The sequence below is a fragment of the Thiohalospira halophila DSM 15071 genome (assembly GCF_900112605.1).
GTDB lineage: Bacteria > Pseudomonadota > Gammaproteobacteria > Thiohalospirales > Thiohalospiraceae > Thiohalospira > Thiohalospira halophila.
On sequence record NZ_FOMJ01000005.1, the window covers coordinates 1 to 23,456 of the forward strand.

The window sequence follows — 23,456 nt, forward strand, 5'->3', positions numbered from 1 at the left end:
AAATCGGTTCAGCCCCGCGGGCGCGGGGAACACGTCGAGGTCGTTGTGGACCTCGTGGTCGGTGTCCGGTTCAGCCCCGCGGGCGCGGGGAACACGGTCTCGGTCGTCGCCGCCTCTTCCTCTGTGGCGGTTCAGCCCCGCGGGCGCGGGGAACACCAGGGAGTAGTTAACGATGGCCAACTTTATCTCGGTTCAGCCCCGCGGGCGCGGGGAACATATGAACAGATCCGGCGGGAAGTGGAGCGGCGGCGGTTCAGCCCCGCGGGCGCGGGGAACACTAGCACGTCTGGATTGATGCCGGATAGCGTCACGGTTCAGCCCCGCGGGCGCGGGGAACACATCGACGGTAGTTGGTGGCGCGTCCCCGTTAACGGTTCAGCCCCGCGGGCGCGGGGAACACTGGCGCCCGCGCTTACCAGCGCGGCGGATGCGCGGTTCAGCCCCGCGGGCGCGGGGAACACCCCACGGCTACCTGTCGGGCTACGGTCGAAGCCGGTTCAGCCCCGCGGGCGCGGGGAACACGTACGCATTCGGATCAGAGCGGGAGGTCAGGTGGGTTCAGCCCCGCGGGCGCGGGGAACACGTCAGCTCCAGGGAGTCGATCAAGCGGAAGTGCGGTTCAGCCCCGCGGGCGCGGGGAACACACTTCCTCCAACATCCTGAATCAAAAGGCCTTACAGGAAAAGCAAAACCGCACCAGCAACACCGGTGCATTGGCCTCTTTCCAACTTTTTAAAGAGCGCTTCATTTTCAAGGAGTTAGTCCTCCCCTTCCGGTTCAGGTGCGAATCGCACCAACCGCAGACCTTCATAATCCACTGGCACGCGTCGATTTTTCCCGCAGGTCTGGAATTCGAAACCGGATTCGTGCCGGCTGGACCAGGCCATCACGACGTTTCCATCCTCGAGCAGGGCATTCACCTGCTCCCAGATGGTTTCACGCACGCGACGACTCACATCCCCGACGTAGACGCCGGCCCGGATCTCCAGCAGCCAGACGGCCAATCGTCCCCGCAGTCGGGGCGGCACGGCCTCGGTGACCACTACGACCATCGCCATGCTATTTGCTCCGGTGGCCGTCTTCGCCGATGGACTCGGCTTCCGGGATCGCGGGTGGCTGCGCTTCGGGGGCTGGTGCCGGTGGCTCTACCCCGCCAGCCGCCAGAACATCCTCAATGAGAGGAATGATGCGCTGGAGGAGCTTGCTCTCCCGAAAGGATTCCCGGCAGGCGATCCGGACCTCCCGATCCGGATGGGTCGGCCCCCTGGCAGCGATCCGGAAGGCGACCGGGACCACGGTCTCGAACTTCACGATATCGGCAATATCGTAGACAAAGCTCTGGGGCTTGCCGGTGTGCAGGAACCCGATGGCAGGCGCGTAGCCAGCGGCCAGGATGGCTGCTTCACAGACGCCATACAGGCAAGAGGTTGCCGAGGAGAGGCACTGGTTCACCGGATCGGACCGGTCCCAGTTGTTGGGGTCGTACTTGCGCCCCTTCCACTCTACCCCGTACTGCTTGGCCAGCTGCTGGTACATCTTGCGGACCCGGGTCCCCTCGATCCCGCGAAGCTGTTCCGGCGATCGGCGGGAGGGCGGCTCTTCCTGGAATCGCAGGGCGTACATCCGCCGGATCACCTTCAGGCGCAGCTTTTCGTCCAGGGCAAGCTGCGCCTGATAGAGCAGCTTGTCCGAGCGGGCACCACCAGGCTGCCCGGCCGAGTAGAGCCGGACGCCGCCCTCGCCCACCCAGATCAGCAGCGTGCCGACGGTCGCTGCCAGCTTCACGGCCGCATGGGAGATCCGGGCTCCCGGCTCCAATAGTAGACAGACCACCGACCCGACGGGGATGTGCATCCGTTCGCCATTGACCTCGTCCACCACGACGAAGGCGCCGTCGCGGACGTCCAGATGCCCCCGCCCCACAAAGACCATGGACATCCGGTCCTTGATGGGGATGGGTTTGAGGGGGACGAACTCGTCACTCATGTTTCGAGCCGTCGCACCATCCACATGCCGCAACCGAAGGCGCGGCTGCGGCCGATACCCTCTTCCAGGGTCTGGCGGAAGCGCTCCGGTTCCACCACTTCCAGTTGGCCCTCGAAGTCGATGGAGCTGAACCGGATCTCGCCGCCCTTCCGCCGGTAGGCATGCTGGCGATAGCCCGTGGTTTGCGGTGCAACCGGCAGTCGATAGCCGTGACGCTCGGAACGTTCCGGATCACCAAGCCATTCCCGAGCCGCTGTCTCCATCCGTTCGCGAATGGTGAGCGAGTCCTCGACCCCCTCTTCGCGAGCGGCCTTCTTGGCGTCCATGAGGACGTCATGCCGACGGGAACGACGCCGCCCCTCTTCCTTACGTGCTACCACCGGGTTGGCCCGTAGCTTGAAGGCGAGCTTCTGGCCGACCTCCAGCTGCGGGGTGAATTCCTTGCTCTCACAATTCAGCAGGCCCGGCACGGCCGTGGGCGCGAGCCGGGACAGGACATAGAAGAGCGGCATGCCGCGAGGTGTTCCGTCGACCGGTGTCTCCTTTTCCAGCTCCTGCCGGAAGAGGAAGGGCCGCTCTTCCGCCTCGGGGAAGAGCCGCCAGAGGAGCTGATGGTTCCCGTAGGCATTCCCTTCCATGAGCCGCTGAAGGGACTGGGAATCCAGCCCCTCCGTGGCCACTCGAACTCGGCTGAGATACATCAGGCGTCCTCCCGGGTCTGGTGCCAGTGTTCCGCTCGGGGGCCGAACTGCCAGCGACCGCGATGCAGGGGTTCGTCGTAGGGGTGGCGGGTCTCCTGCGGCTGGATGTCACCACCCTCCCCTTCCCAGGCGTAGGCGACTTCGGCACCGACTCGTAGAAGGCGACGCTCATAGTCTTCCCCGTGCTCGGTGAGAGCCGGAAAGACCGTATCCAGCGCCGACCGGAAACCCGCTGCCTCCACAATCCGGGGTGCCAGCGGCGCCGCCGGCGGGCAGGCCCTGCGGCCGAGGGCCAGCGGAAAGCGGGGCCGCTCCAGGGCCGCCTTCAGATCCGCCAGCCCCCAGTCCGTTCCGGCAGGGGCCGGGATGGCGACCTTCCAGTATCCGTCACACCGGTAGTCACGGGTCGAGAGGATGGTATTGAGCCGTTCCCGGGGGCCCGCCAGCTCCTCACGGCGGGTAAACCGGCGGACCTTGCGCTCCCGAGACGGCACCTGCGCGGTGTGATAATCCTGCAGGAGCGTACCCGGGCTGACCTGCTTGATGCCAAAGCGAAGCGCCGAACCCAGGGAGGCGAGCTGCTCTTCATCCGTGCGCGGGATGCCCTGGGCGGCGGCCAGCAGCCCCAGGAGCGCCGACCGGCCGGGATGGGTCGCCGTTCGACGGATCTCCCCGGTGGCCGGCACGCCCCAGCTGGCCAGGGGTCCGTAGAGCTGGAAGACGAGATAGTCCATGCCTCGTCTCCTCAGCCGCCGGCCACGAAACGCTTGAGCTCATCCAGGCTTCCCTGGCCCTTCAGGACGTTCAGGGTATAGGTCTCATCCGCGCAGGGGCCGTAGACGTTGTCGAAGTTCTCGGCCTGCTGCTCCAGGGCGTTCACCGAATCCTCGCCCTGATCATTGCCCTGGACCGGTTTCAGGAAAGAAACGGAGAGGGAGCGCGGTTGTTGCGCGCCCTTCTCGGCGCGGACGTAGGAGGCGTAGGCGCGGGAACCGAAACTGTTCTGCTTGCCACGGGGGGCGACCTTCACCGCTGCCTCGGCAAGGGCGCCGATGGCCTTGTCGGCCAGTTCTTCATCGCCGCCCAGATTCTGCACCAGCTGGTCGCGGTCGATGCAGAGGTAGCTGTAGAAGAGGCCGGCGGCGAAGCCGTTCTCGCCGATGTGGCCGGCGCCCATGTCTTCCTCGCCGCTGTTGAGGTCATCAACGGCCGTGAAGTAGTCGTCCTCCACCACCACACGGTGGGTCGTGATGGCGTGGGCAACCTGACAGGCGGCCTCCACGTTGTAGCCGGGATCCGCGGCGAGCATGCGACCGAAAAGGCCAATGTCCGCCGCCGCGGGATTGTGCCGCAGCAGCTTCAGCTCCTCCTCGGTGGGCTCACGCTGTTCCCGGATCAGCGTCTCGGTGAGTTCATCCACCGCCTGGCGCTCCTCGGGGCTGATATGGGCCAGCTGCTCGATGTGCAGGCCGTCCTTCTGAAGTTTGCCGAACACCCCCGCGATCTTCCCGGCCCATTCGGTGGCCTGCTTCTCCTTGATGCCCCCCTGGGTCAGGCGCTCCTGGATCTCCGGACCGAGTCGCTTGGTCCGGGTGCCCAGGTGATCGCCCAGGGCCTCCTGGAAGACGTCGGAGACGCGCCAGTTGCGCTTGAGGCTCTGCGAGGAAACGCGCAACCGCTCGGCACCGCCCATGGTGGCGGTCTTGGGCCGGCCCAGGTCGTCCCGGTTGAGGTTGGCCGGGGGATACGAGGTCAGCATGTGGAGCTGGATAAAGGTGCTCATTGGACTACTCCCTTGTCGGATATCGGTTTTCGGTACTTAGCCGGTTTGGCCGGCAGGCTGATAGCGGGCGAGGCCACTGAAATAGGCATCGGCCCAGCGGACGGCCAGACGGTGGTCGGGGCGTGCGGCGAACTGGCCGTTCTTTTCCCGATGCCAGAGGAGGCAATCGTCTGCCACGGAACGCACGTCCACCTTGCCGCCGATGAGATGGATGGCCCGGCGGACCCGCCGGATGAATTCATCCAGATCCCGGCTGCGCAGGAGCTGCTGGAAGCGCAGCTCGCTCACACGGGGGGTATGGCTGCCGTGGGGCTCACGCTCCTTCGCCATGGCGCCCGCAAAGGTCAGATCCGGCACGTGCTCCGAAACCTCGGCCAGGGCCAGGGCGACTCCGCCCCAGGCCCGCATGTCCCAGGTGGTTTGCCTTTTCTGAGGCAGCCCCAGCCACAGGTGGCGAAAGCCGTCGGTGAGCAGGGCATCATCCGGCCCGGTGGAGCGCCGCAGGACGGCACGCGCTCCGCTGGGCAGGGCCGGCGCCTGGGCACTCGCCTCCCCATTGAGCCGGGTCCACCAGTCCGCGATCCCTCGGGCTACACCCTCCTCCCCCTCGTAATCCCGCAGGACCCGGGGCTGATACCATTCTTCGCTCATACGACTGCCTCCTGTTGCATCTGTTGGCGCAGCGCCTTCATCTCCTTGCCGCTCCTCAACCAGAAGCGCAGGCCGTTGCGCGCCGCAATCACCCGTTTCAGATCCATGGCCTCTTCGTCCCCCGCCAGTGCCAGCGACTCGAAGACCCCGTTCGCGGCCCGGTCGATGGCGCTGACCCAGCGTTGCGCGACCTCGGCGGGCAGGACCGTGACGCCCGACTCGATGGCCTGCGCCAGCTCGGACAGACAGGTGTAGAAGTCCGCCGTGGTCGCCTCCCAGAAGCGGTGCCGGATGAAGTCGAAATCCCCCTTGGCATCCTTGGGCCGGGAGAACCAGGCCTGTTTGACGGCATCCTGTGTCCGCCGGGCCCCACGGTCCGCGGCCTGGTCCAGCTGGCGGACCCAGCTCAGGAAGAGGTCAGTGGATTCCGGCGGGATGGCGACAAGCGGCATCTCGGTGCTGTACCAGCCCCTCGGCTTGTTCTGCTTGAGGTCGTAACCGAAGAGCCAGAGCCGTGGCTGTTTTTCCCCGAGCAGCAGGGGCTGCTTGGTCTTCAGGTAGTCCTGGACCACCAGTGCCGGCAGATTTCCCTGCTCGGGGTCCGCCAGGGTCAGGGACTCCCAGTGCCGGTAGCCCAGACCACCCGGTTGGCCCTTCTGGGAGAATGGCGGCTGATCGGGCTTCTTGGGGTCGAAGCGGTAGGGCGTAAGCGGGTGTCGGAACGGGCCGTCGTAGTTGTACCCAAGGTTCGCCATCCGCATGGAACGGAAGACCTGTTCGGCCTCGCGCCCGCAGACCTGGCAGGTTCCCGGTCCCTCCGGTTCATCCAGGTGAATGCGGTTGGGCATGGCCCAGAAGAGATGCAGCGGATGAACATCCTCCGGCGTCGTGACGAGGGTGCTGGAGCCCTTTTCACTGGTGCGGGTCGCGGCCAGCCAGGGGAAGACCCGCCAGTCTCTCGGGTCCGGATCGGAGTACCGGAAGTCGCTATCCCGGGTCAGGAGGTTCAGGAGGAGCTTGTGCCAGATGGGAGCATCGGACTCCCGCGGAAGGACGAGTGTCGTCAACGGCCCGCCCCCACGGATACCCACCCGGTACCCCGTACCACCCGCCGGGCCCGTCGCCTGGAAGTTGTAGAGCGCCGCCGCGGTGCACTCGGGGCACATCTCTTCACCCATGCCACGGTGGACGAAGTGGTCGGTGTTCTGCTTGAGCCCCTGCTCGCCGGGGGCCTCGATCAACAGGGAAGCGATGGAGGCCTGTCGTGCCCCTTCCAGCGGATCCCGGTCCTGAAGGAATCGGGCGCCATCCCCCTCAAGCTCGAAGGCGTCCTGCCAGGTCTTTAGCCGGGACTCCAGTTCCTCCCGTTCCGGCGGCCGCTCCCAGAGCTGTAGCCACTCCTTGCGATTGGCCGGCGCCATGGCCGTCTGCAACAGGCCGATGAGGAATTGCCAGCCGGCCCCGTTGAAGTCGGCCCGGGGGAAATCGAGATCCACCAGCTCGGGGTCCACGACGGCCGCAGGCGGTGCGTAGATGCGTTCGCCATCCCTCCGGCGGAAGGGCAGCCAGGGGTCGTTAATCAGGTTCATCGGCACGTCCTCTCTGCTTCTTGCTTCCCATCACGATCATTCAACCTTTTCGGGGTATCACTGCGCCCAAGTGCGTGTCGTATCGGACAGCGCTCTCGGTGGTCTCCACGAGCCAGAAACGGGCCCTGCGCAGGCCTGGCTGTTCTTCCCGGAGGGCGCGGGCCGGGCCTTCCAGCTCGGGAGGGAGTTCGGGGAGGCGGTTCGCCAGGCTCTGGCGCAGGTTCAGGGTGCTCATCGCCCAGGCGTTCCGGGCATCGGAGTGCCAGGGCCGGATATGGCCGTCCGGGGTCTGCTGGATCAGCACCACGGAATAGGTGGGCTCGTCGGCGAGACGGGTTCCGATCTCCTGGTCATCACCCCAGCCTGCTCCATCCATGGCCAGTGCATACCCGCGCTCCAGCTCCAGGGCGTTGAAGCGGGCGCTGGAAGCCGCCACGCGCTGCTCGGCCCAGTGCTCGGCATCCGCTTCCAGAAGGCCTTCAGGCACCTCCGGCTCGTCGCCGTAGACGGCCTCCAGCAATACCCGGGCTCGCTCCGGGAGCCGGATGGCCGCCTCCTCCCGCAGCACCTTCATGGTTCGCCAGAGGGCAGCCGCGTCCCGGTAGACCGCTGAGGTCCCTGGCAACGGCTCTCGCACCCAGCGCGGCGGGGGCGGCTCCGTCCACTCCGGGGCGAGGATCCGGAATTCCGGGGCCGGACGGCCATCCGGCTGACCGGCCTCCCCGGGATTGCCCTCGGCATCCCGCACATGGCGATGGAGGCGGCCGGCGCGCTGGATAAGCAGATCCACCGGGGCCAGGTCGCTCACCAGTACGTCGAAATCCAGATCCAGGCTCTGCTCCACCACCTGGGTCGCGATGAGGATGCGACCGGCCCGTTCGGCGCTCCCGGATTCCTTGCCGAAGGTCTTCAGGGCCTCGTCCTCGATCCGCTGCCGGTCCGCCATGGTGAAGCGGGCGTGGAAGAGCATCGCCCGCTCCGGCTCGGTCAGCTCGGCACGCAGGGCCTCGTAGGACCGAATGGCGTCGTCCACCGTGTTGCGGATCCAGCAGGCGCACTGCCCCGCCCGCGCCGCCGCAAGGATCGCCGCGTGCGCCTCGGCCTCCTCATGGACAAAGGCCACGGGCAGGTCGCGCCGGCTTTCCGGGCGCGCAGCTACCTCGCTCTCCTCCAGACCGCGGTCATGGACGTGGGTCGCAAGGGGAAACCCGGCGGAAACCGGTTCCGTCTCGGCCGTCTGTCGGCCCTCCTGCCAGGCCTCGATGAGGTCTCGTCGCAGATTCCGGGGCAGGGTCGCCGTGAGCAGAATGGCGCTGCCGCCCTGGCGCGCGTGGTCGGTGAGGAGGGTCCGCAGGAGACGGTCGGTATAGATGTCGTAGGCGTGGACCTCGTCGACGACCAGTACCTTGTCCGCCAGCCCCAGCAGGCGCAGCGCCTGATGGCGACGCGGCAGCACGCCGAGCAGGGCCTGGTCGATGGTTCCAACACCCACCTCTGCCAGGAGCGCGGTCTTCCGGCTGTCCGCCAGCCAGGCCCGGCACTCGGCGCCGCCGGTGGGATCCTCACGGGCATAATCCGGATCGGCGTTGGGCTCCGGCACCACGGAGGCCGTGAACGACTCCTCCAGGTGGCGCGCGCCGTGGGCCAGGATCAGGGAGGGATGACTATCTGACGGGAACAGGGCACGGTAATGGCCGCCCAGCCTCTGGTACATGGCGTTGGAGGTCGCCATCGTCGGCAGGCCGAAATAGAGGCCCCGGCCCTGCCCTTCAGCAAGGAGGCGATGGGCCAGCGTTAACGCCGCCTCGGTCTTCCCGGAACCGGTTATGTCCTCCAGCAGAAAGAGCTGGGCGCCGTCGTCGAGGGCTACCGTCTCGGCCCAGGACTGAAGGGGCGTCTGCGAAAAGCCGAAGGCATCCTGGAATCCGGGGAAGGAAACCGCCTTCGGTACATCCAGAAGGCCGGTCTGCTTCAGAACCTCGTCGGCCCCCGGCAGCGCCCGTTGTTCCCAGTACTCCTCCAGCGACATCGGTTCGGCACAGTAGGGGAAATACTGCGCATTGGAGCCGAGCCAGTCCGCCAGGGTCGCCAGCCCCGCCAGCTGCCAGGTACGCGGCGCCAGAACCCGCGTTCGCCACTCTTCATCCGTCAGGAACTGCGTGGGCCAGGGGGAGCCCCACAATCCTTCAACGGCCTCCACAAAGGCCCTGGCCGCGGATTGATCGGCCTCGAGGAAATCCAGCTGAAGGGGGTCCGGCAGTCGTGCCGTGGGCTGACCGTGGTGGCCGAAGAAGCAGCCCAGCCAAAGGTTCAGCCCATCCGAGAGATCGAGATCTGCGACCGCATCGATGCCCTCCCGCACGGGATGCCCGGGGAACAGTGCCTCACGCCAGAGCTCAGCCCCGAGGGTGTCATGGCGACGCCGGCCACCGTCGTACAGTAATCCGGGCTGCGGCGGGACGAGATTACAGCCGGCCGGAGCCGCCTGGCCCTGGAAGGAACGCGCGAACTTTCCCAGGTCGTGGAGCGTGAGCGAGAAGACGAAAAACCGCCGGAACTCCTCCACCGTGAATCCCAGTCCGGAGGCCAGTCGCGATGCCCGTTCCGGATCACGGGCCAGCAGCGTCTCGCCCACCGCCGCTACGTCGAGGGAGTGGTAAGGCAGCAGATGGCAGGGCGCCTGAACGGCGTCCTCCGATTTTGCCTTCCCCCAGTAGCGCAGGTAGCTCGGTACCTCTTCCAAATCCCTTGCTCCTCTTTCCCGGGGCTCCACCCCGTTATCTCGTTCCACCCTGCCACCCCCCCGTCGCAGGGGATGCGACAGCATTGCAGTCGGGTATTCATTCCTCCGCCCCGTATCTCGCCGCCGCCTCCTGCAACCGTTCGGCGGCGGCCTGGCGCAGCTCCGGCGGGTGGGTGATGGTGCAGTCGGGCCCCCAGCGGCCGGCCTCCATGAGGAGTTCGGTGGGGTTGCTGTAGGGGAGGTGGCGACGCAGGCCGCCCCCCTCGGGGCGCTCGTCCACCTGTTCGGGGTGCCACTGTTCGTCGGCCACCCAGCGGGCGGCGGTGGGGCTGAATTCCAGGGTGGCGGTCCCCCGGGCGGGGCCGCCGAAGATGCCGAAGCCGGCCTCCAGGTGTTCGTCGAGCCGGCTGGCCTCCACGGGTTGGGCGGGTTCGTCGGTCTCTCGCGGCTGCTGGATCCGGTCGATGGCGAAGTTGCGCAGGGCCTCCGCCCGCTCGCAGAAGGCGATGAGGTACCAGTTGTCGCGGTAGTGGAGCAGGCGCTGGTGGTGGATCCGGCGGGTCTCGGCCACCTCTCGCGCCCGGCCGCGGTAGCCGATGGTCAGGACCCGGCCGGCCAGGGTGGCGCCGGCCACGGCGGCGAAGACGTCCCGGTCCACGACTCGGCGTGCCTGGGGCTGGAGGACCACGCGCTCGCGGACGGTCTCCGGGTCGTGGCCGGTCTGGCGCAGGAGGTCGCCGATGCGCCGCTGCAACGGGTCCAGGTGGGGAGCGAGGATGCCCGGCTCCACCGCCTCCAGCAGGCGCTCGGCGGCCAGGAGGGCGTAGAGCTCCGATTCATTGAACCAGAGGCCGGGGAGTTCATAGTCGTCGGCGTCGGGATCGTAGCGGACGTGGCCGTCCCCCGGCTGTTCCAGGGGCGCGCCCAGCCGATCGCGCAGGGTCTCCAGGTCGCGGTAGACCGTGGCGCGGCTGACCTCCAGCTCCGCCGCCAGGCCATCCACGTGGAGGATAGCGCCGGTGCGGCGCAGGCGCTGGTGGAGGTGGTAGAGGCGTTCGACCTGGGACCGCTTCACGGCACCCTCCCTGGTGGCTTTTCGACCACCCTACCCCGGGCCTCATTGAGGTGTCACGCGCCCGGTCCCGAGGGGCCGAGGCATTCTCGCACTTGCCGACCTCCCCGTTCGTGACTACGATAGAAAGTCAGTGACTACAACGGAAATCCCATGAACGTCTCCGTCCGCGAACTCAAGGCCCACCTCTCCGAGTACCTGCGCCGGGCGCAGGCGGGAGAGACCATCGTTATCACTTCCCGAAACCACGTCGTGGGCCGCCTGAGCGCGCCCACGGAGGAGGACCATGCGCCGGCGCGGGAGGAGACCGCAGCCCTGGAGCGGCTCCGGGCACAGCCCTGGCTTCAGGAGCCGGCTGCCGCGGGCGCCCTGGGCGGCGGCCGGCGGCGCATCCCGGCGCGGGAGGGCGAGACGCTCTCCACCGAACTCCTGGAACGCGATTGATCCTCTACGGCGATACATCGGCCCTGCTCAAGCTCTATATCGATGAACCCGACTCGGCGTTCGTCGAAGAGGCCATGGGAGAGGCCTCGGCCGTGGCCACCCACGTCATCGCCTATCCGGAACTCCGCGCAGCGCTGGCCAGGGCGGCGCGCATGGGCCGGGTCGGTCCCGAGCATCTTCGGGAGCTGGTCGCCACCGTGGACCAGGACTGGCAGCGACTGCACACCATCCAGCCGGACCCGACCCTGATCCATCGCGCCGGGCACCTGGCGGGAACCCTCTCCCTTCGAGGCTACGATAGCGTCCACCTCGCCGCCGCCGAGGCGGTGTCCGCGCAGATCGCCCCTGCTCCCTTCCGCTTCGCCGTCTTCGACCAGGGCCTGCGCGCGGCGGCGCGCGAACTCGAACTGGCAATCCTCGGGGAGCACTGACCCCTCCCGGCCCGGGTTCCGGGCCTCCACGGCCAGCTGGGCACTCTCGGTGAGAACGAGTCGGCCACCAGGGGCCCGCGGGGAGGCGCGCGGCCCGCGCGCCGTAATCCTGAATGTATTACACTCTGGAATACATCCTGTGAGGTAAAGGGGCATGGGCACTCTCAACGTCCGTCTACCGGAAGAACTGGAACGCCGGCTCGAGGAAGAGGCCCGGCAGGCCGGGCTGCCCCGCTCGGAGCTGGCCCGGGAGGCTATCGGCGATCTGCTGGAACGCCGGGAGCGTGCCCGTCGGGACCAGCGCCTGGCGGAGGCGGCACGAATCATCGCCGAGGACCCCGCGATGTACCGGGAATCGCGGGAGATGGCCCGGGACTTCCTGCCGCTGGAGAACGAGGCCGGTGATACCGACGGGACCACCGATGGCGACGGGGAGGTCTGGTGGCGATAGCCATGCGCCGCGGCGAGATCTGGCGGGAAATAGGCAAGACCCGGCCGGTCGTGGTGCTCCAGGCCGACGCCCTGACCCGGGCCGACCTGCCCACCGTGGTTGCGGCCCCGCTGAGCACGCAGTTCCGGCAGGGAGCCGAGCCGCTGCGGATCGCGATCCCCGCCCGCGGGCGGCTGCTTGCGGACTCCTGGGTCTGCGTCGAGCAGCTCCGCGCCCTGGACGCCACCCGGTTCGGCGAGGGGCCGCTGGCCGAACTCACGCCGCAGGAGCTTCAGGCCCTTGAGCAGACCCTGGTCGACATCCTCGGCATCGGGGCAATGGACTGAACCGACCCCCTCCCGGTTTGGGTTCCGGCCCCGCCCACGGCAAACTGTGCGCTTTCGGTGAGAACGAGGAGGCAGTCCATGTCCGCGGATATCGAGCTGGGTCGTCAGAAGCTGGCGTGGGCGCGGGAGCACATGCCGGTCCACGCCGCCCTGCGCCAGCGCTGGGCGAGTACATGGCCCCTGGCCGGGATCACGGTGGGGGTCTGCTCCCACATCGAGGCCAAGACCGGGGTCTTCGTGGAGACGCTGGCCGCCGCCGGGGCGGAGGTGGTCTTCACCGGCTCCGAGCCCGGCTCTAGCCAGGATGACGTGGTCGCCGCCCTCAACGAGCAGGACGGGATCGTCGGCTACGCCCGGCGCGGGATCAGCGATGCCGAGCTGGACGAACTCCACAACCGGGCGCTGACCCACCGCCCCCGCTTCATCCTCGACGACGCCGCCGAGCTCACCGCCCGCATGGTCCACCAGCACCCGGAGCTGCTGGAGGGCTTCATCGGCATGTGCGAGCAGACCACCACCGGGATCCAGCGCATCCAGGCCATGGCGCGGGAGGGGGCCATCCGCTTCCCCGCCTACGCGGTGAACAACACCCCCATGAAACACGAGTTCGACAACATCCACGGCACCGGGGAGTCGTCGCTCACCAACCTCCTGCAGACCACCAACCTGCTGCTGGCCGGCAAGCGGGTGGTCATCGCCGGCTACGGCGACTGCGGCCTGGGGCTGGCCACCAAGGCGCGCAGCCTGGGCGCCCGGGTGATGGTCACCGAGATCGAGCCGCGCCAGGCGCTGCGCGCCCACATGGCCGGCTTCGAGGTGGGGCCCATGGCGGAGGCGGCGGCCTGGGGCGAGATCTTCATCACCGCCACCGGCAACCGCGAGGTGATCCGGGGCGAGCACTTCGACGTCATGCGCGACGGGGCGCTCATGGCCAACGCCGGCCACTTCAACGTGGAGATCGACGCCGAGGCCCTGGCCGGGCGGGCCGAAGAGGTCACCGAGGCGCGCCCGGGCATCGCCGAGTACCGCACCGCCGACGGCCGGCGGCTGCACCTGGTGGCCGAGGGGCGGCTGGTGAACCTGGCCACCCCCACCGCCATGGGCCACCCGGCGGAGGTGATGGACACCACCTTCGCCATGCAGGCGGTGGCCGCCTGCCACCTGGTGGCCCACGCCGAGGGGCTGAGCCCCGGCGTCCACGCCGTCCCCGACGAGGTGGACCGGGACGTGGCCGAGACCCGGCTGACCACCCTGGGCATCGGCATCGACGAGCTCACCGAGAGCCAGCGCCGCTTCCTGGAGTCCTGGCGCATCGAGGACATCAAGGGCTGAATCGGAGGCTGATGCCCGCGCGCACTCCATCGCCCACGAGGGCCGCCAGCCGCTCGGCGGCGGCCTCCACCGTCACCGCCTCCATGGCCCGGGGATCCTCCACCCGGGTGCCCCAGCGCAGCTGCTCCGGCTCTTCACCCAGATACCGCCGCGCCGCCTCGGGGTAGCCATCCACGGTGTGCTCCAGGCTGAGGTAGGGGCCGGTGCGCCGGGGATTGCTCACCGCGTACAACCCGATGACCGGGAGGCGGGCACAGGCGGCCACGTGGGCGGGGCCGGAGTCGGGGCTCACCAGCGCCGTGGCCCGCTCCATGTGGGCCACCAGCCCCTTGAGGGTGAGCTTGCCCACCCGGTCCACCGGCTCGGCCACCCGGGTGCCGGCGCAGATGGCATCGGCCAGCTCACGCTCCAGGGTCGAGGGCCCGCCGGTGAGCAGGACCCGCAAGCCGTGGCGCTCGGTGGCGATGTCGGCGAGTTCGCAGTAGCACGCCACCGGCCAGTTGCGCAGCGGGTTGCTGGCGCCGGGGCTGATGATGAGCGTCGGCGCGTGGCCCGGAAGGGTCTCGGCGGCAGCGGTGCGCTCGGCCGCCGGCACCGGAACGCGCCAGTCCAGCACCCGCTCCCGGATCCCCAGGGCCTCCAGGAAGCCGAACTGGCCGTCCAGGACGTGCTGGCGGTCCACGAAGGGGATCCGGCGATTGATGAAGAGGCCGTGGAGGTCCCGGGCGCGGGTGCGGTCCCACCCCAGCCGGACCGGGGCGCGGACGCCCAGGCTGGCCAGGTGGGCGCGGAAGGAGGTCTGCAGCTGCAGCAGCAGGTCGAAGCGCCGCCCGCGCAGGACCCGGCCCAGCGCCCGGTAGCCGGCGAGGCCCGCGCCCTTGTCCAGGGTCACCAGCTCCACCCCCTCCAGGCCCTCCACCAGCTCCGCCTCGCGCCGACCGATGACCCACGTGATCGCCGCCTCCGGCCAGGTGCTGCGCAGGGTGTGGACCAGCGGGAGGATGTGGGTGACATCCCCCAGCGCCGAGAGCCGGACCAGGGCGATCCGCTGCGGCGCCTCAACCAGCCCCGACGGCGACACGGGCAGCACCCTCGTCCGGGGCCGGCGCGATGAGGTCGCCGGCGGCCAGCCGCCGGGCGACGGCGGCGAAGTGGTCCGGCCCCGGCTCGCGGTGGGATCCGGGGATGCAGTAGTCCCGGGCCAGCCAGCCCAGGAAGGGGCGGCGTAGATCATCGGCCGGCGGCCGGCCATCGGCCACGGCGCGCAGCCACGCCGTGATCCCGCCCGGCTCCCGGACCTGCTCCGCCACGCCGGGAATGGCGTAGAGGGCCTCGCCCAGGGCCAGGACCGGCTTCTCCAGCAGCAGCGCCTCCAGCCCCACGGAGGAGTTGATGGTGACCACCCCCTCGGCGCCGCGGATGAGCTCCTCGGTGGTATTGCCGTTGGCGAAGTGAACCCCCGGCAGGTCGTCGGCCTTGTCCAGCAGGTCCGGGTAGCGCTCCCGGCAGGTGGGGTGCAGCTTGAAGACCAATTCCACCCCGCGCGGGGCCAGGGCGGCCTGCCACGCCTTCACCATCACCCGGAAGAGGTGGCGCATGTTCCGGATCCAGGGGGAATAGAGGAGGATCTGGCTGTCCAGCCGCACCTGGAAGGGGACGAAGATGTAGGACTCCGGCAGCGGCACCCGGGGGTGCTCCACCCGGCCGGGTCGCTGCTCCAGATGGGCGGGGAGGTCCACGTCGGCGTCCAGGCCGCGATAGAAGGCCGGATCCCGCGGGACGGAGCTGTCGGCATTCACGCCCCGGGGATCGCAGGTGGTGGTCCGCGGCAGCAGCCCGGTCTCGAAGACGTGGCAGGGCAGGCCGGCATCCTCCGCCGCCGCCCGCGCCGCGCGGACGTCCATCGCCTGGCCGCCCCAGACGGCCACGCCGCTGGCGCCGGTCATCCGGATGAGGCGGCGGGCGTGGGCGTAGTGGGCGGCCGCCACGCCGGGGTAGACGGCGCGGAACAGGCGCTGGCGCCAGGGCGGGATGTGCGGGCGGGCCGCCTTGCGCCGCAGGCTGTAGTCGGCGATGGCGCGGCGCCCCTCGGCATCCCGCGGGCAGGGGCCGGGGAAGACCGCCAGCGGGTGCGCCTCCAGCCTGGGCGAGTCCACGTTGGCGGCCAGGGTGCGGAAATAGCGCCGCGCCTTGGGGGTGTTGTAGAGCAGGAGAACGGGTCCGGACATGGTGGGAGCATCCCACAGGGAGATGACAGGACCATGACCCGGTACAGACATCCCCCCTCCCACCCATAGATTCTCCTCTATGGAGAACCCGGGGCAATCCCGATTTCCGCCGGGGAGCCGGGAGGCCTAAACTGCCGGCATGGACCCGACCCGCGCCACGACCCGCATCCAGCTGCGGACCTATGTCTACATGGACTCGCTCCAGCCGCAGCTGGCGCAGTATCTGGCCACGGTCTCCCAGGGCTTTCTGCCCGTCCCGGGGGACTCCTGCCTGTGGGTGGAGATCTCTCCCGGCATGGCGGTCCACCGCCTCACCGACGTCGCCCTCAAGGCGACCCGGGTCCATCTCTCCCAGCAGGTGGTGGAGCGCGAGTACGGCTCCATGGTCATCCACCACCGGGACCAGAGCGACGTGCTGGAGGCGGGCAATTCGGTCCTCGGCCACATGGGGGCGGAGCCCGGCGACCGCACCCCCTGCCAGATCGCCTGGCAGGAGGTGATCCGCGGCATGACGCCGGACCACACCACCCTCATCAACCGCCAGGACCGCAAGGGCTCCATGATCCTCCCGGAGGAGAGCATGTTCATCCTGGAGACGGAGCCTGCGGGCTACATCATCTACGCCGCCAACCAGGCGGAGAAGGCGGCCCGGGTGAAGCTCATCGACGTCCGCGCGGTGGGCGCCTTCGGCCGCCTGACCATGTCCGGCAGCGAGGCCGACGTGGACGAGGCGGCCCACGCGGCGATCCGCGCCATCCAGGGCCTGAACCCATCCAGGGCCTGAACAGGGGGGTGACACCATGCACCGCCAGGACCTGCTCCAGCGCCTGACGAGCCACCGCACCGACTTCCCCGACGAGGCGACCTTCACCCGCCGGGCCCGGGACTTCGTGGCCGGCCACGCCGACTGCTTCCACCGCGAACTCATGCCGCGGCACGTCACCGCCTCCACCTGGGTGGTGAACCCGGCCCGGGACCACGCCCTCCTCCTCCACCACGGCAAGCACAACCGCTGGTTCCAGCCGGGTGGCCACGCCGATGGCGACCCCGACGTGCTGGCGGTGGCCCTGCGCGAGGTCCAGGAGGAGACCGGGCTCCACCCCGATGCCATCCGGCTGGTGGACGACTGGGTCTTCGACGTGGACATCCACACCATCCCCGATGACCCCCACGCCCCGCCCCACGAGCACATCGATGTACGCTTCCTGGTGGAGGTGGACGATACGCTGCCGGTCCCCGGCAACGAGGAGTCCCACGAGGTCCGCTGGGTGCCGCTGGAGGCGATCTCGCGCTACAACAATGGCCGCTCCACGTGGCGGATGGTGGAGAAGACCCGGCGGCTGCGCCACCGACCGACCTGACCGGCCCCGCGCCCGGCCATTCCCCGTGATGGCCCGACGATGAAACGGCCCGGCGGGTTCCACCCCCGCCGGGCCGTTTCCGTTGGACGATCCCCCGGGGGGATCAGGCCGGGGACGCGTCGCCGAGCTGCCGCTCCTCCTCCTGAAGCGCGCGCAGGGCGGTCTCCTTGTCGGCGTAGATATTGTCCACACCGATCCGCTCCACCAGGTCACCATTCTCGAAGACCCGGCGGACCTGGCTCTTGAGGCTGCTGAAGGCCAGGGTCACACCCTGCTTCTGCAACCGATCCACCAGCTCCCGGACCTTCTCCTCACCGGAAGAGTCCATGCTGTTGATCCCGCTACCGATAACCAGAATGGTCCGGGCCTTGGGGAAACGGGAGCGGGCCTCCAGGATGATGTCCTCGAAGTAGGCCACGTTGATGAAGCTCAACGAGCCGTCGAAGCGCACTGGCACATAGTCCTCGCTCATGGGCTCCAGGCCATGGGCCTCGATGCCGCCCAGCCCGCCATCCGGCCGCCGCGCCACGATCTCCGCCCGCGGCCGCATGGTCTGGATGAGGTAGGCCAGGATGGTGAGGATCACGCCCAGCAGGATACCGTTGGCCAGGTCCGGCGCCAGGTACAGGGTCGCCAGGAAGGTGATGATCCCGATGACGGCGGCCGGCCGCTCCACCTTCCAGGCCTGCACCAGCGGCTGCACCCGGATGAGACCGAAGACGGCGGTCATGACGATGACCGCCAGCACCGCCTGGGGCAGGTGGTAGAGATAGGGCGTGAGGTAGAGCAGCACCACCATCACGCCCACGGCGCTGATGATGGCGAACAGTCCCGTCTTCGCCCCTGTCCGGGCCGCCACCGCCGAGCGGGAGAAGGAGCCGCTGACGGTGTAGGAGCCGAAGAAGCTGCCGACGATGTTGCCCAGGCCCTGACCTACCAGCTCCTTGCTGGTATCGATACGCTCGCCGGTCTGGGCGGCGATGGCCTTGGAGATGGAGGTCGCCTCCATGAAGCCGATGAGGGCCATGACCAGGGCCGCCGGCAGGAGCTCCCACATCAGGGTCTGGTCGATAACGGGCACATTGAAGCTGGGCAACCCCTCCGGGATGGAGCCGACCACGGCGCCGCCGGCGGCGAGCTGGACCCGGCCCTCCCCGGCCATGCGATTGAAGCGCCAGTCCCCCTCCTCGGCGGCGACGAACCGGCCCTCCTCCCGGGTCAGGGTGTGGGCGTGCAGGTCGATGGTCAGCTCGTTGCGCTGGGCCTTGGCCCGGGCCAGGCGGGCATCCAGCTCCTCGCGCTCCGCCTTGGCGGCCGCCCCCTCGCTGGAGGGCTGACCCTCCGCCTCTTCCTCGGCGGCCCGGATGGCCTCGTTGAGTTCGGAGAGGCGCTCGGTGAGCCGCTCCACGGAGTCGCTGGCGCTGGCGTAATCCCGCGCCATGCCGGTAAAGGCCGGGTCCGCCACCTGATCCAGGGAGACGGTGGTATTGCGTTCGAAGCCGATGGCCGCGCTCACCCCGGTGGCCAGGACCACCGCCGCCAGGATGCTGGGGAAGGAGGGAGCGAGCTTGCGGCCGAAGTGCATCACCGCCCACGCGCCGAGGGCGATGAGGACGGTGGGCCAGTGCGCCTCCGACACCTGGGTCACCACGTTCCACAGGTCGCCCAGGTAGAAGTCGGTCCGCGGGAAGGGCACACCCAGGACCTTGCTGAACTGGGAGAGGCCGATGATGAGCGCCGCGGCGTTGGTAAAGCCGACGATGACGGGGCTGGAGAGGAAGTTGACGATGACCCCCAGCCGGAACAGCCCCAGCAGCAGGCGCAGGACGCCGACCATCAGCGCCAGCATGATGGAGAGCTCGATGAAGCGATCGCTCCCCGGGGAGGCGAAGGGGATGAGCGCCGCCGCCGACATCAGCGAGAGCATGGCCACCGGCCCGGTGTGGAGCTGGCTGCAGGAGCCCCAGAGGGAGGCGATGATCACCGGCACCAGGGAGGCATACAGGCCGTAGACCACCGGCAGGCCGGCCAGCTGGGCGTAGGCCATGCTCTGGGGCACGATGACCAGGGCCACCGTTATACCGGCGATGAGATCGCTGCGCAGGCTCTGCTGGCTCATGGGGAACCAGCGCAGGAAGGGGAAGAGGTTCTCCAGCACTTGCTTCATGGTCGTCATTGCCTCCCGTTCAGGCCGCGGCCCCGACGGCGGACAGCGGGCCGGCCTCCCAGCCCCCCGTCGGCCGGCGGCGGTCCACGCCTCCATCCTCGCGAATGCGGAACAGGTGGAGCCAGCCGTGCTCCACCAGCCCTCGTATGTCGTCGGCCCCGGCGAGCACCCGGTCCAGCGACTCCGCCGGCGCCTCGATGAAGGCGGAGAGTCGCAGGGGCTCGTGGACCCATTCCGTGCCGTCGTGCAGTGACTGCCGCGCCAGGCCGACGCGCAGGTCACCCCCGTTGCCCTCCAGTACACCGACACAGCCGCCCACGACGTTGTGCAGGACCTTGTTGCCGGCCCCCAGCGACCCCGGGTCGACGGTGGAGCCGTAGTACTGGAGGTTGATCCAGGCCGCCACCATCAGCGGCGCGGTCATGATGAGTTGCAGCACGCGCTCCTCGGGGTCGCGGTGCCAGTCGTAGTCGTGCAGGAAGGCGCGCCCCTCCAGGTCCCGGCCGGCGGTCCGCCAGCGCGGCGCGGCGATAAAGGCGGCATTGCCAGTGAGCCCCCACTCCGGCCGGATCCGGGCCCAATCGTGGGCCCGGCGCCGGGCGGCCAGCCGGACCATCTCGGGGTCCGGGCGGGCGGCGGCATCCGTGGGCGGCTCCAGGGTGGGATAGCGCTCCAGGCGCGCCCGTTCCGCCGCCTGCTCCAGCGCGGCCTCCACCCGGTCCCGCTCGGCGCGACGCTCCGGCGGGAGGTGGCGGGGATCGAGCAGCGTGACCTCGTCCGTGGTCGTGTCGTGGAGGGCGGGGAGGAAACGGGTCCCCTCCGGGAGTACCGTGCCGCGCTCGGCCAGGCCGGCGCGCACCGCCGGATCGTTGAGCAGGGTCGCCGCCAGCCGGACGCTCTCCTCGCCGGTCTGGCCGCCACAGGCGCCGCAATCCAGCCCGGCCCGATGGGGGTTGTTCACCGTGGAGCTGGCGTGGCCCACCAGCAGGACCAGCGGGGCGGTCTCGGTACCCAGGCCGGTGGCCTCCAGGAAGGAGGCGGCCAGCTCCACCCGCTCCTCCGGCGGGATCCCGTTCCCCTCCTCCAGGCCCGCATCGGGGTCCGGAGCCAGGCGTGCGGCCGAGGCCTCGTCCAGCCCGGCGTGCTCGGAGTCGGGCACCGGCCGGGTCCAGCCGAGGCTGTCGGTGATGAGGCGGGGGGCGTAGGCGAGCCCGGCGGTCTCCACGAAGGAGAAGCAGGAGGCGCTGGAGAGCTTGAAGGCCTTCCAGGCCTTGGCCAGGCCCAGCCGGCGCTTGCGCCGCTGGTAGAGGGCACGGGTATCCCCGGGATCGCCGGCGGTCTCCAGGACCCGGCGCCGCGCCGGCAGGAGCACCGGCAGGTGTTCGCGATCGGCGGTATCGCCCAGGCGGCGGAAACAGACGGGCATCCCGAAAAAGCCGGCAAAGCCCACCGTCCGGGCGCCGCTATCCACCTGCTCCAGGGCGCGTCGGAAGACCTCGGAGCGGACATCGATGCAGAAGACCGCCTGGTAGGCCGGCCCCTCGTCATCCGAGGCCGTTGCCGGCGCCGAGGCCAGCTCCCCGACCACTCGGCGCTGCCAGCCCAGCTCCGCCGCGTGCTGGAGAACCCGATCGATCACCAGATCAGCCTCCACCCCGGCCTCCAGGATGCGCGGGCCGCAGGCCAGCGCCTGCCGCCACTGCGCGACCCGGGCCGGGCGATCGCAGCTCTCCACCAGGATCACCTCCCACGCCAGGCGGATGGCGAGGAGTTCCGCCGGGTCGTCGCGATCCTCGTCGTAGCGCCGGGCCTGCCACTGCAGGCCGCGGAGATAGGCCGCCCAGCCACCCACGTCGGTGAGCGCCAGCCAGAAGAAGTCCTCGAGGATCGCCTCCGGGATCCCCAGCCGCTGGACGGCCTCCTCCACCGCCTCGCGCGGGTCGGCCGGCAGGCTGTCCAGAATGGGCGCCACCGGCGGCAGCTCCATGACGCGCGGGGTCTGGTCGATCCGGGTGTAGGCGCGCCAGGCGGCGTAGAGCCCGTCACCGAACCAGGGCATCCGCCACAGCGCCTGCCCCCGGTCGTAGCGAGCCGCGCAGAAGCCACTGATCTGCTCCACGACCGCGCGGGAGTGGCCGGGGCGATAGCGCTCGTCCAGGAGGTGGGCATAGAGCAGCTGCGGCGGTACGCGCTCGGCATCCCGTACCAGGGCGGCCTTGAGTTCCTCTACTCCCGGTCCCCCTTCCAGTACGGTCGCCTCCGCCAGGTCCGCATCGGTGAACCGCCCCCTCTGGTACTGCCTCCGGTACCACTGGCGCGACATGAAGGTGGGCTTTCCCAGGACCCGCTGCCGCTCCCGGGCCGCCTCGACGAAGGGCCCCTCGGTGAGGCCGGGAAAGGGATTCGTCGCCACCAGGGCGTCCAGCGGCCAGACCGGCTGGATCCGCTCGACCACCGTGGCCATGGCCGCATCCACGCGCGTATCCCCGGTTGCGATGCTCATGCCTCGTCCTCCGCCGGGCAGCGGAAACGGGCCGGCCACACCCGGTAGACCAGCCGCTCCACCGGGAGGTCGGTGTAGAGCCCGTTGTAGAGATGGACGTAGAGCCGCGTCAGCCGCGGCCCGGCGGTCTTGTGGATGCCCACCGCCTGGAGCCAGGAGAGGCCCAGGAAGGCGATGGCGGTCAGCACCAGCAGCGCCTGCTGCAGCGGCCCCACCTCCTCGGGGATGGGTGCGAGGGTACCGCTGAAGACGTAGGAGAAGAGGCTGTGGAGACCGAAGTAGGCCACGGCCACCGCGCCTCCCACCGCGACCACGGCGGGCAGCGGCAGGCCGGCCGCCCGCGCCGGGAGCAGGAACTGGGTGATGGCCGCCGAGAGGATCACGCCCAGGGCCAGCAGCGCCGGCTCACGCTCCAGGGTGATGCCCCACGCGGCGGCGATGCCGAAGGTCGCCGCGATGGTCGCCGCCACGGTCAAAAGCCAGGCCGGCGTACCGATCCCCTTGGGCGGGGCCCCGGCCCCCGGGGCGCGCAACAGGTCCACGATGCTCCCCGACGAGAGGAAGGCGTGGGCCTTGTAGAGGGAGTGGGCCACCAGGTGGAGCAGCGCCAGCACGAACAGCCCCAGGCCCAGCTCCAGCAGCATGAAGCCGAGCTGCCCGGCGGTGGACCACGCCAGGGAGCTCTTGATGGCGGTCTGGGTGAGCATGGCCAGGGAGGCGAGCACCGCGGTCATCAACCCCACCACCGCCAGCAGCACCAGGGCAAAACCCTCGGCCAGCAGCAGTTCGTGGGTCCGGAAGACCAGGATGGCGCCGCTGTAGACGATGCCGGCGTGGAGGAGCGCGGAGACCGGCGTGGGCGCCTCCATGACCTGCAGCAGCCAGCCGTGAAAGGGGAACTGGCCGCTCTTGAGGATGGCATAGGCCGCGACCAGCCAGGCGGCCACCGAGAGCACCGGCCCCGGGCCGCCCTCGCTGCTCGCCGCGGCGGCGATGGCATCGAAGCTGGTGCTGCCGGTAGCGCTGGCCGCCAGCAGGGTGGCGGTCACCAGGCAGGCATCGGCCACGCGGCTGAACAGCAGCTTCTTGTGGGCCACCATCCGGGCCGGGAGGCGGTCGCCGTAGTAGGTGAGCAGACGGTGCAGGCCGGAGCCGGTAAAGATGATGCCGGCGGCGAAGAGCGCCATGTCCCCGGCCGCCACCACGACCATGAAACCCCCGGCCGTGAGTGCCAGCCAGCGGAAGAAGCGGCCCTGATCGCGTTCGCCGTCGAGATAGGAACCGCCGAAGGTGGCCACGATGGCCGTAAGCAGGGCCACCAGGGGGAGGATGGTCAGGGTGATCCCGTCCGCCCGCAACAGGGAGGTCGTCAGCGAGGGGGCCGGCGGCAGGCTGGCCGGCCCCACCAGCCCGGCGACGGTAGCCAGCAGGGCGGCGGCGAGGGCGATGAGGGCCGCCGCGCGGACCAGCCGCCCACCTCGGCGGGGTGCGCGCTCGAGGAGAGCCGACGGCAACAGGCCCGCAGCCAGGATGGCCGCGGGTGCGGCAAGAACCAGGAGTTCCGACCAGTCCGGCATCTCTCGCTCTCCGCTCGCGCGTACCCGAAAAAAGTTAGCGGCGGGAGGGTTACCCGCTGGTGTCCCCATCCCGCCGCTGAAGCGTAAGCAGTACCTTAATTAGACTCCAAT

General features: G+C 69.5%; 21 protein-coding genes and 1 CRISPR repeat array. Of the genes, 7 read left to right on the forward strand and 14 right to left on the reverse strand.

Features of this window, described 5'->3' with window-relative positions; all coding sequences use genetic code 11:
- Window positions 1-4: 4 nt before the first annotated feature.
- Window positions 5-644: direct repeats of the CRISPR family, unit length 29 nt; unit sequence CGGTTCAGCCCCGCGGGCGCGGGGAACAC.
- Between the two features lie 114 nt (window positions 645-758).
- The 9 genes from cas2e to BM272_RS07840 form a co-directional block, all read right to left on the reverse strand.
- A complete protein-coding gene (gene cas2e / locus BM272_RS07800) occupies window positions 759-1,058 on the reverse strand; it encodes a type I-E CRISPR-associated endoribonuclease Cas2e (RefSeq protein ID WP_093428222.1) in 300 nt (99 codons plus the stop codon).
- A 1-nt stretch (window position 1,059) separates the two neighbouring features.
- Window positions 1,060-1,986 (reverse strand): type I-E CRISPR-associated endonuclease Cas1e, encoded by a 927-nt coding sequence (gene cas1e / locus BM272_RS07805; RefSeq protein ID WP_093428223.1) that lies wholly within the window; start codon window positions 1,984-1,986, stop codon window positions 1,060-1,062.
- Window positions 1,983-2,687 (reverse strand): type I-E CRISPR-associated protein Cas6/Cse3/CasE, encoded by a 705-nt coding sequence (cas6e, locus tag BM272_RS07810; RefSeq protein WP_093428224.1) that lies wholly within the window; start codon window positions 2,685-2,687, stop codon window positions 1,983-1,985. Before cas6e ends, cas1e begins: the two co-directional genes overlap by 4 nt.
- On the reverse strand, window positions 2,687-3,421 hold the full coding sequence (gene cas5e / locus BM272_RS07815; protein ID WP_093428225.1) for a type I-E CRISPR-associated protein Cas5/CasD: 735 nt from the start codon (window positions 3,419-3,421) through the stop codon (window positions 2,687-2,689). The genes cas6e and cas5e overlap by 1 nt, the downstream gene beginning before the upstream one ends.
- Before the next feature lie 11 nt (window positions 3,422-3,432).
- The gene (gene cas7e, locus BM272_RS07820; RefSeq protein ID WP_093428226.1) at window positions 3,433-4,470 is read right to left on the reverse strand and encodes a type I-E CRISPR-associated protein Cas7/Cse4/CasC; all 1,038 of its coding nucleotides are present in this window, start codon (window positions 4,468-4,470) and stop codon (window positions 3,433-3,435) included.
- Window positions 4,471-4,506: 36 nt separating this feature from the next.
- Window positions 4,507-5,121: a type I-E CRISPR-associated protein Cse2/CasB gene (casB, locus tag BM272_RS07825; protein WP_093428227.1), complete on the reverse strand. Its 615-nt coding sequence runs from the start codon at window positions 5,119-5,121 to the stop codon at window positions 4,507-4,509.
- Complete coding sequence (gene casA / locus BM272_RS07830) at window positions 5,118-6,710, reverse strand: type I-E CRISPR-associated protein Cse1/CasA (RefSeq protein WP_093428228.1); 1,593 nt, start codon at window positions 6,708-6,710, stop codon at window positions 5,118-5,120. The genes casB and casA overlap by 4 nt, the downstream gene beginning before the upstream one ends.
- Window positions 6,711-6,750: 40 nt before the next feature.
- Window positions 6,751-9,453 (reverse strand): CRISPR-associated helicase Cas3', encoded by a 2,703-nt coding sequence (gene cas3, locus BM272_RS07835; protein WP_240308065.1) that lies wholly within the window; start codon window positions 9,451-9,453, stop codon window positions 6,751-6,753.
- 97 nt (window positions 9,454-9,550) lie between these two features.
- A complete protein-coding gene (locus BM272_RS07840; RefSeq protein ID WP_093428230.1) occupies window positions 9,551-10,528 on the reverse strand; it encodes a helix-turn-helix transcriptional regulator in 978 nt (325 codons plus the stop codon).
- A gap of 150 nt (window positions 10,529-10,678) precedes the next feature.
- On the opposite strand from BM272_RS07840, the gene BM272_RS07845 reads away from it, so the two are divergent.
- From BM272_RS07845 to BM272_RS07865, 5 genes are all read left to right on the forward strand, one after another.
- Window positions 10,679-10,969 (forward strand): type II toxin-antitoxin system Phd/YefM family antitoxin, encoded by a 291-nt coding sequence (locus BM272_RS07845; RefSeq protein WP_093428231.1) that lies wholly within the window; start codon window positions 10,679-10,681, stop codon window positions 10,967-10,969.
- Window positions 10,966-11,400, forward strand: a complete 435-nt coding sequence (locus tag BM272_RS07850) for a type II toxin-antitoxin system VapC family toxin (protein ID WP_159433043.1) — start codon at window positions 10,966-10,968, stop codon at window positions 11,398-11,400. The genes BM272_RS07845 and BM272_RS07850 overlap by 4 nt, the downstream gene beginning before the upstream one ends.
- A 154-nt stretch (window positions 11,401-11,554) precedes the next feature.
- Window positions 11,555-11,851, forward strand: coding sequence for a ribbon-helix-helix protein, CopG family (locus tag BM272_RS07855; protein WP_093428233.1), 297 nt, complete (start codon window positions 11,555-11,557; stop codon window positions 11,849-11,851).
- Complete coding sequence (locus BM272_RS07860; protein ID WP_240308066.1) at window positions 11,842-12,177, forward strand: type II toxin-antitoxin system PemK/MazF family toxin; 336 nt, start codon at window positions 11,842-11,844, stop codon at window positions 12,175-12,177. Before BM272_RS07855 ends, BM272_RS07860 begins: the two co-directional genes overlap by 10 nt.
- A 78-nt stretch (window positions 12,178-12,255) precedes the next feature.
- On the forward strand, window positions 12,256-13,509 hold the full coding sequence (locus BM272_RS07865; RefSeq protein WP_093428235.1) for an adenosylhomocysteinase: 1,254 nt from the start codon (window positions 12,256-12,258) through the stop codon (window positions 13,507-13,509).
- On the opposite strand, the gene BM272_RS07870 is transcribed toward BM272_RS07865, so the two are convergent.
- Window positions 13,499-14,590, reverse strand: coding sequence for a glycosyltransferase family 9 protein (locus tag BM272_RS07870; protein ID WP_205407785.1), 1,092 nt, complete (start codon window positions 14,588-14,590; stop codon window positions 13,499-13,501). The genes BM272_RS07865 and BM272_RS07870 overlap by 11 nt on opposite strands.
- On the reverse strand, window positions 14,568-15,737 hold the full coding sequence (locus BM272_RS07875; RefSeq protein WP_159433044.1) for a capsular polysaccharide export protein, LipB/KpsS family: 1,170 nt from the start codon (window positions 15,735-15,737) through the stop codon (window positions 14,568-14,570). The genes BM272_RS07870 and BM272_RS07875 overlap by 23 nt, the downstream gene beginning before the upstream one ends.
- Window positions 15,738-15,876: 139 nt before the next feature.
- On the opposite strand from BM272_RS07875, the gene BM272_RS07880 reads away from it, so the two are divergent.
- Together BM272_RS07880 and BM272_RS07885 are read left to right on the forward strand one after the other, a co-directional pair.
- Window positions 15,877-16,521, forward strand: a complete 645-nt coding sequence (locus BM272_RS07880) for a BMC domain-containing protein (protein WP_093428238.1) — start codon at window positions 15,877-15,879, stop codon at window positions 16,519-16,521.
- Between the two features lie 16 nt (window positions 16,522-16,537).
- Window positions 16,538-17,098 (forward strand): NUDIX hydrolase, encoded by a 561-nt coding sequence (locus BM272_RS07885; protein ID WP_093428239.1) that lies wholly within the window; start codon window positions 16,538-16,540, stop codon window positions 17,096-17,098.
- A gap of 103 nt (window positions 17,099-17,201) precedes the next feature.
- Here the strand turns inward: BM272_RS07885 and BM272_RS07890 are convergent, their stop codons facing one another.
- The 3 genes from BM272_RS07890 to BM272_RS07900 are packed head-to-tail and all read right to left on the reverse strand — an operon-like array spanning window position 17,202 to window position 23,345.
- Window positions 17,202-19,265 (reverse strand): SulP family inorganic anion transporter, encoded by a 2,064-nt coding sequence (locus BM272_RS07890; RefSeq protein WP_093428240.1) that lies wholly within the window; start codon window positions 19,263-19,265, stop codon window positions 17,202-17,204.
- Window positions 19,266-19,284: 19 nt separating this feature from the next.
- Window positions 19,285-21,768, reverse strand: a complete 2,484-nt coding sequence (locus tag BM272_RS07895; RefSeq protein ID WP_093428241.1) for a YbcC family protein — start codon at window positions 21,766-21,768, stop codon at window positions 19,285-19,287.
- On the reverse strand, window positions 21,765-23,345 hold the full coding sequence (locus tag BM272_RS07900) for a proton-conducting transporter transmembrane domain-containing protein (RefSeq protein ID WP_159433045.1): 1,581 nt from the start codon (window positions 23,343-23,345) through the stop codon (window positions 21,765-21,767). Before BM272_RS07900 ends, BM272_RS07895 begins: the two co-directional genes overlap by 4 nt.
- Window positions 23,346-23,456: the final 111 nt, after the last annotated feature.

Coding starts and splice junctions, on each gene's coding strand:
- cas2e (WP_093428222.1), bottom strand. CDS start 1,058: ATGGCGATGGTCGTAGTGGTCACCGAGGCCGTGCCGCCCCGACTGCGG.
- cas1e (WP_093428223.1), bottom strand. CDS start 1,986: ATGAGTGACGAGTTCGTCCCCCTCAAACCCATCCCCATCAAGGACCGG.
- cas6e (WP_093428224.1), bottom strand. CDS start 2,687: ATGTATCTCAGCCGAGTTCGAGTGGCCACGGAGGGGCTGGATTCCCAG.
- cas5e (WP_093428225.1), bottom strand. CDS start 3,421: ATGGACTATCTCGTCTTCCAGCTCTACGGACCCCTGGCCAGCTGGGGC.
- cas7e (WP_093428226.1), bottom strand. CDS start 4,470: ATGAGCACCTTTATCCAGCTCCACATGCTGACCTCGTATCCCCCGGCC.
- casB (WP_093428227.1), bottom strand. CDS start 5,121: ATGAGCGAAGAATGGTATCAGCCCCGGGTCCTGCGGGATTACGAGGGG.
- casA (WP_093428228.1), bottom strand. CDS start 6,710: ATGAACCTGATTAACGACCCCTGGCTGCCCTTCCGCCGGAGGGATGGC.
- BM272_RS07845 (WP_093428231.1), top strand. CDS start 10,679: ATGAACGTCTCCGTCCGCGAACTCAAGGCCCACCTCTCCGAGTACCTG.
- BM272_RS07855 (WP_093428233.1), top strand. CDS start 11,555: ATGGGCACTCTCAACGTCCGTCTACCGGAAGAACTGGAACGCCGGCTC.
- BM272_RS07865 (WP_093428235.1), top strand. CDS start 12,256: ATGTCCGCGGATATCGAGCTGGGTCGTCAGAAGCTGGCGTGGGCGCGG.
- BM272_RS07875 (WP_159433044.1), bottom strand. CDS start 15,737: ATGTCCGGACCCGTTCTCCTGCTCTACAACACCCCCAAGGCGCGGCGC.
- BM272_RS07880 (WP_093428238.1), top strand. CDS start 15,877: ATGGACCCGACCCGCGCCACGACCCGCATCCAGCTGCGGACCTATGTC.
- BM272_RS07885 (WP_093428239.1), top strand. CDS start 16,538: ATGCACCGCCAGGACCTGCTCCAGCGCCTGACGAGCCACCGCACCGAC.
- BM272_RS07890 (WP_093428240.1), bottom strand. CDS start 19,265: ATGAAGCAAGTGCTGGAGAACCTCTTCCCCTTCCTGCGCTGGTTCCCC.
- BM272_RS07895 (WP_093428241.1), bottom strand. CDS start 21,768: ATGAGCATCGCAACCGGGGATACGCGCGTGGATGCGGCCATGGCCACG.
- BM272_RS07900 (WP_159433045.1), bottom strand. CDS start 23,345: ATGCCGGACTGGTCGGAACTCCTGGTTCTTGCCGCACCCGCGGCCATC.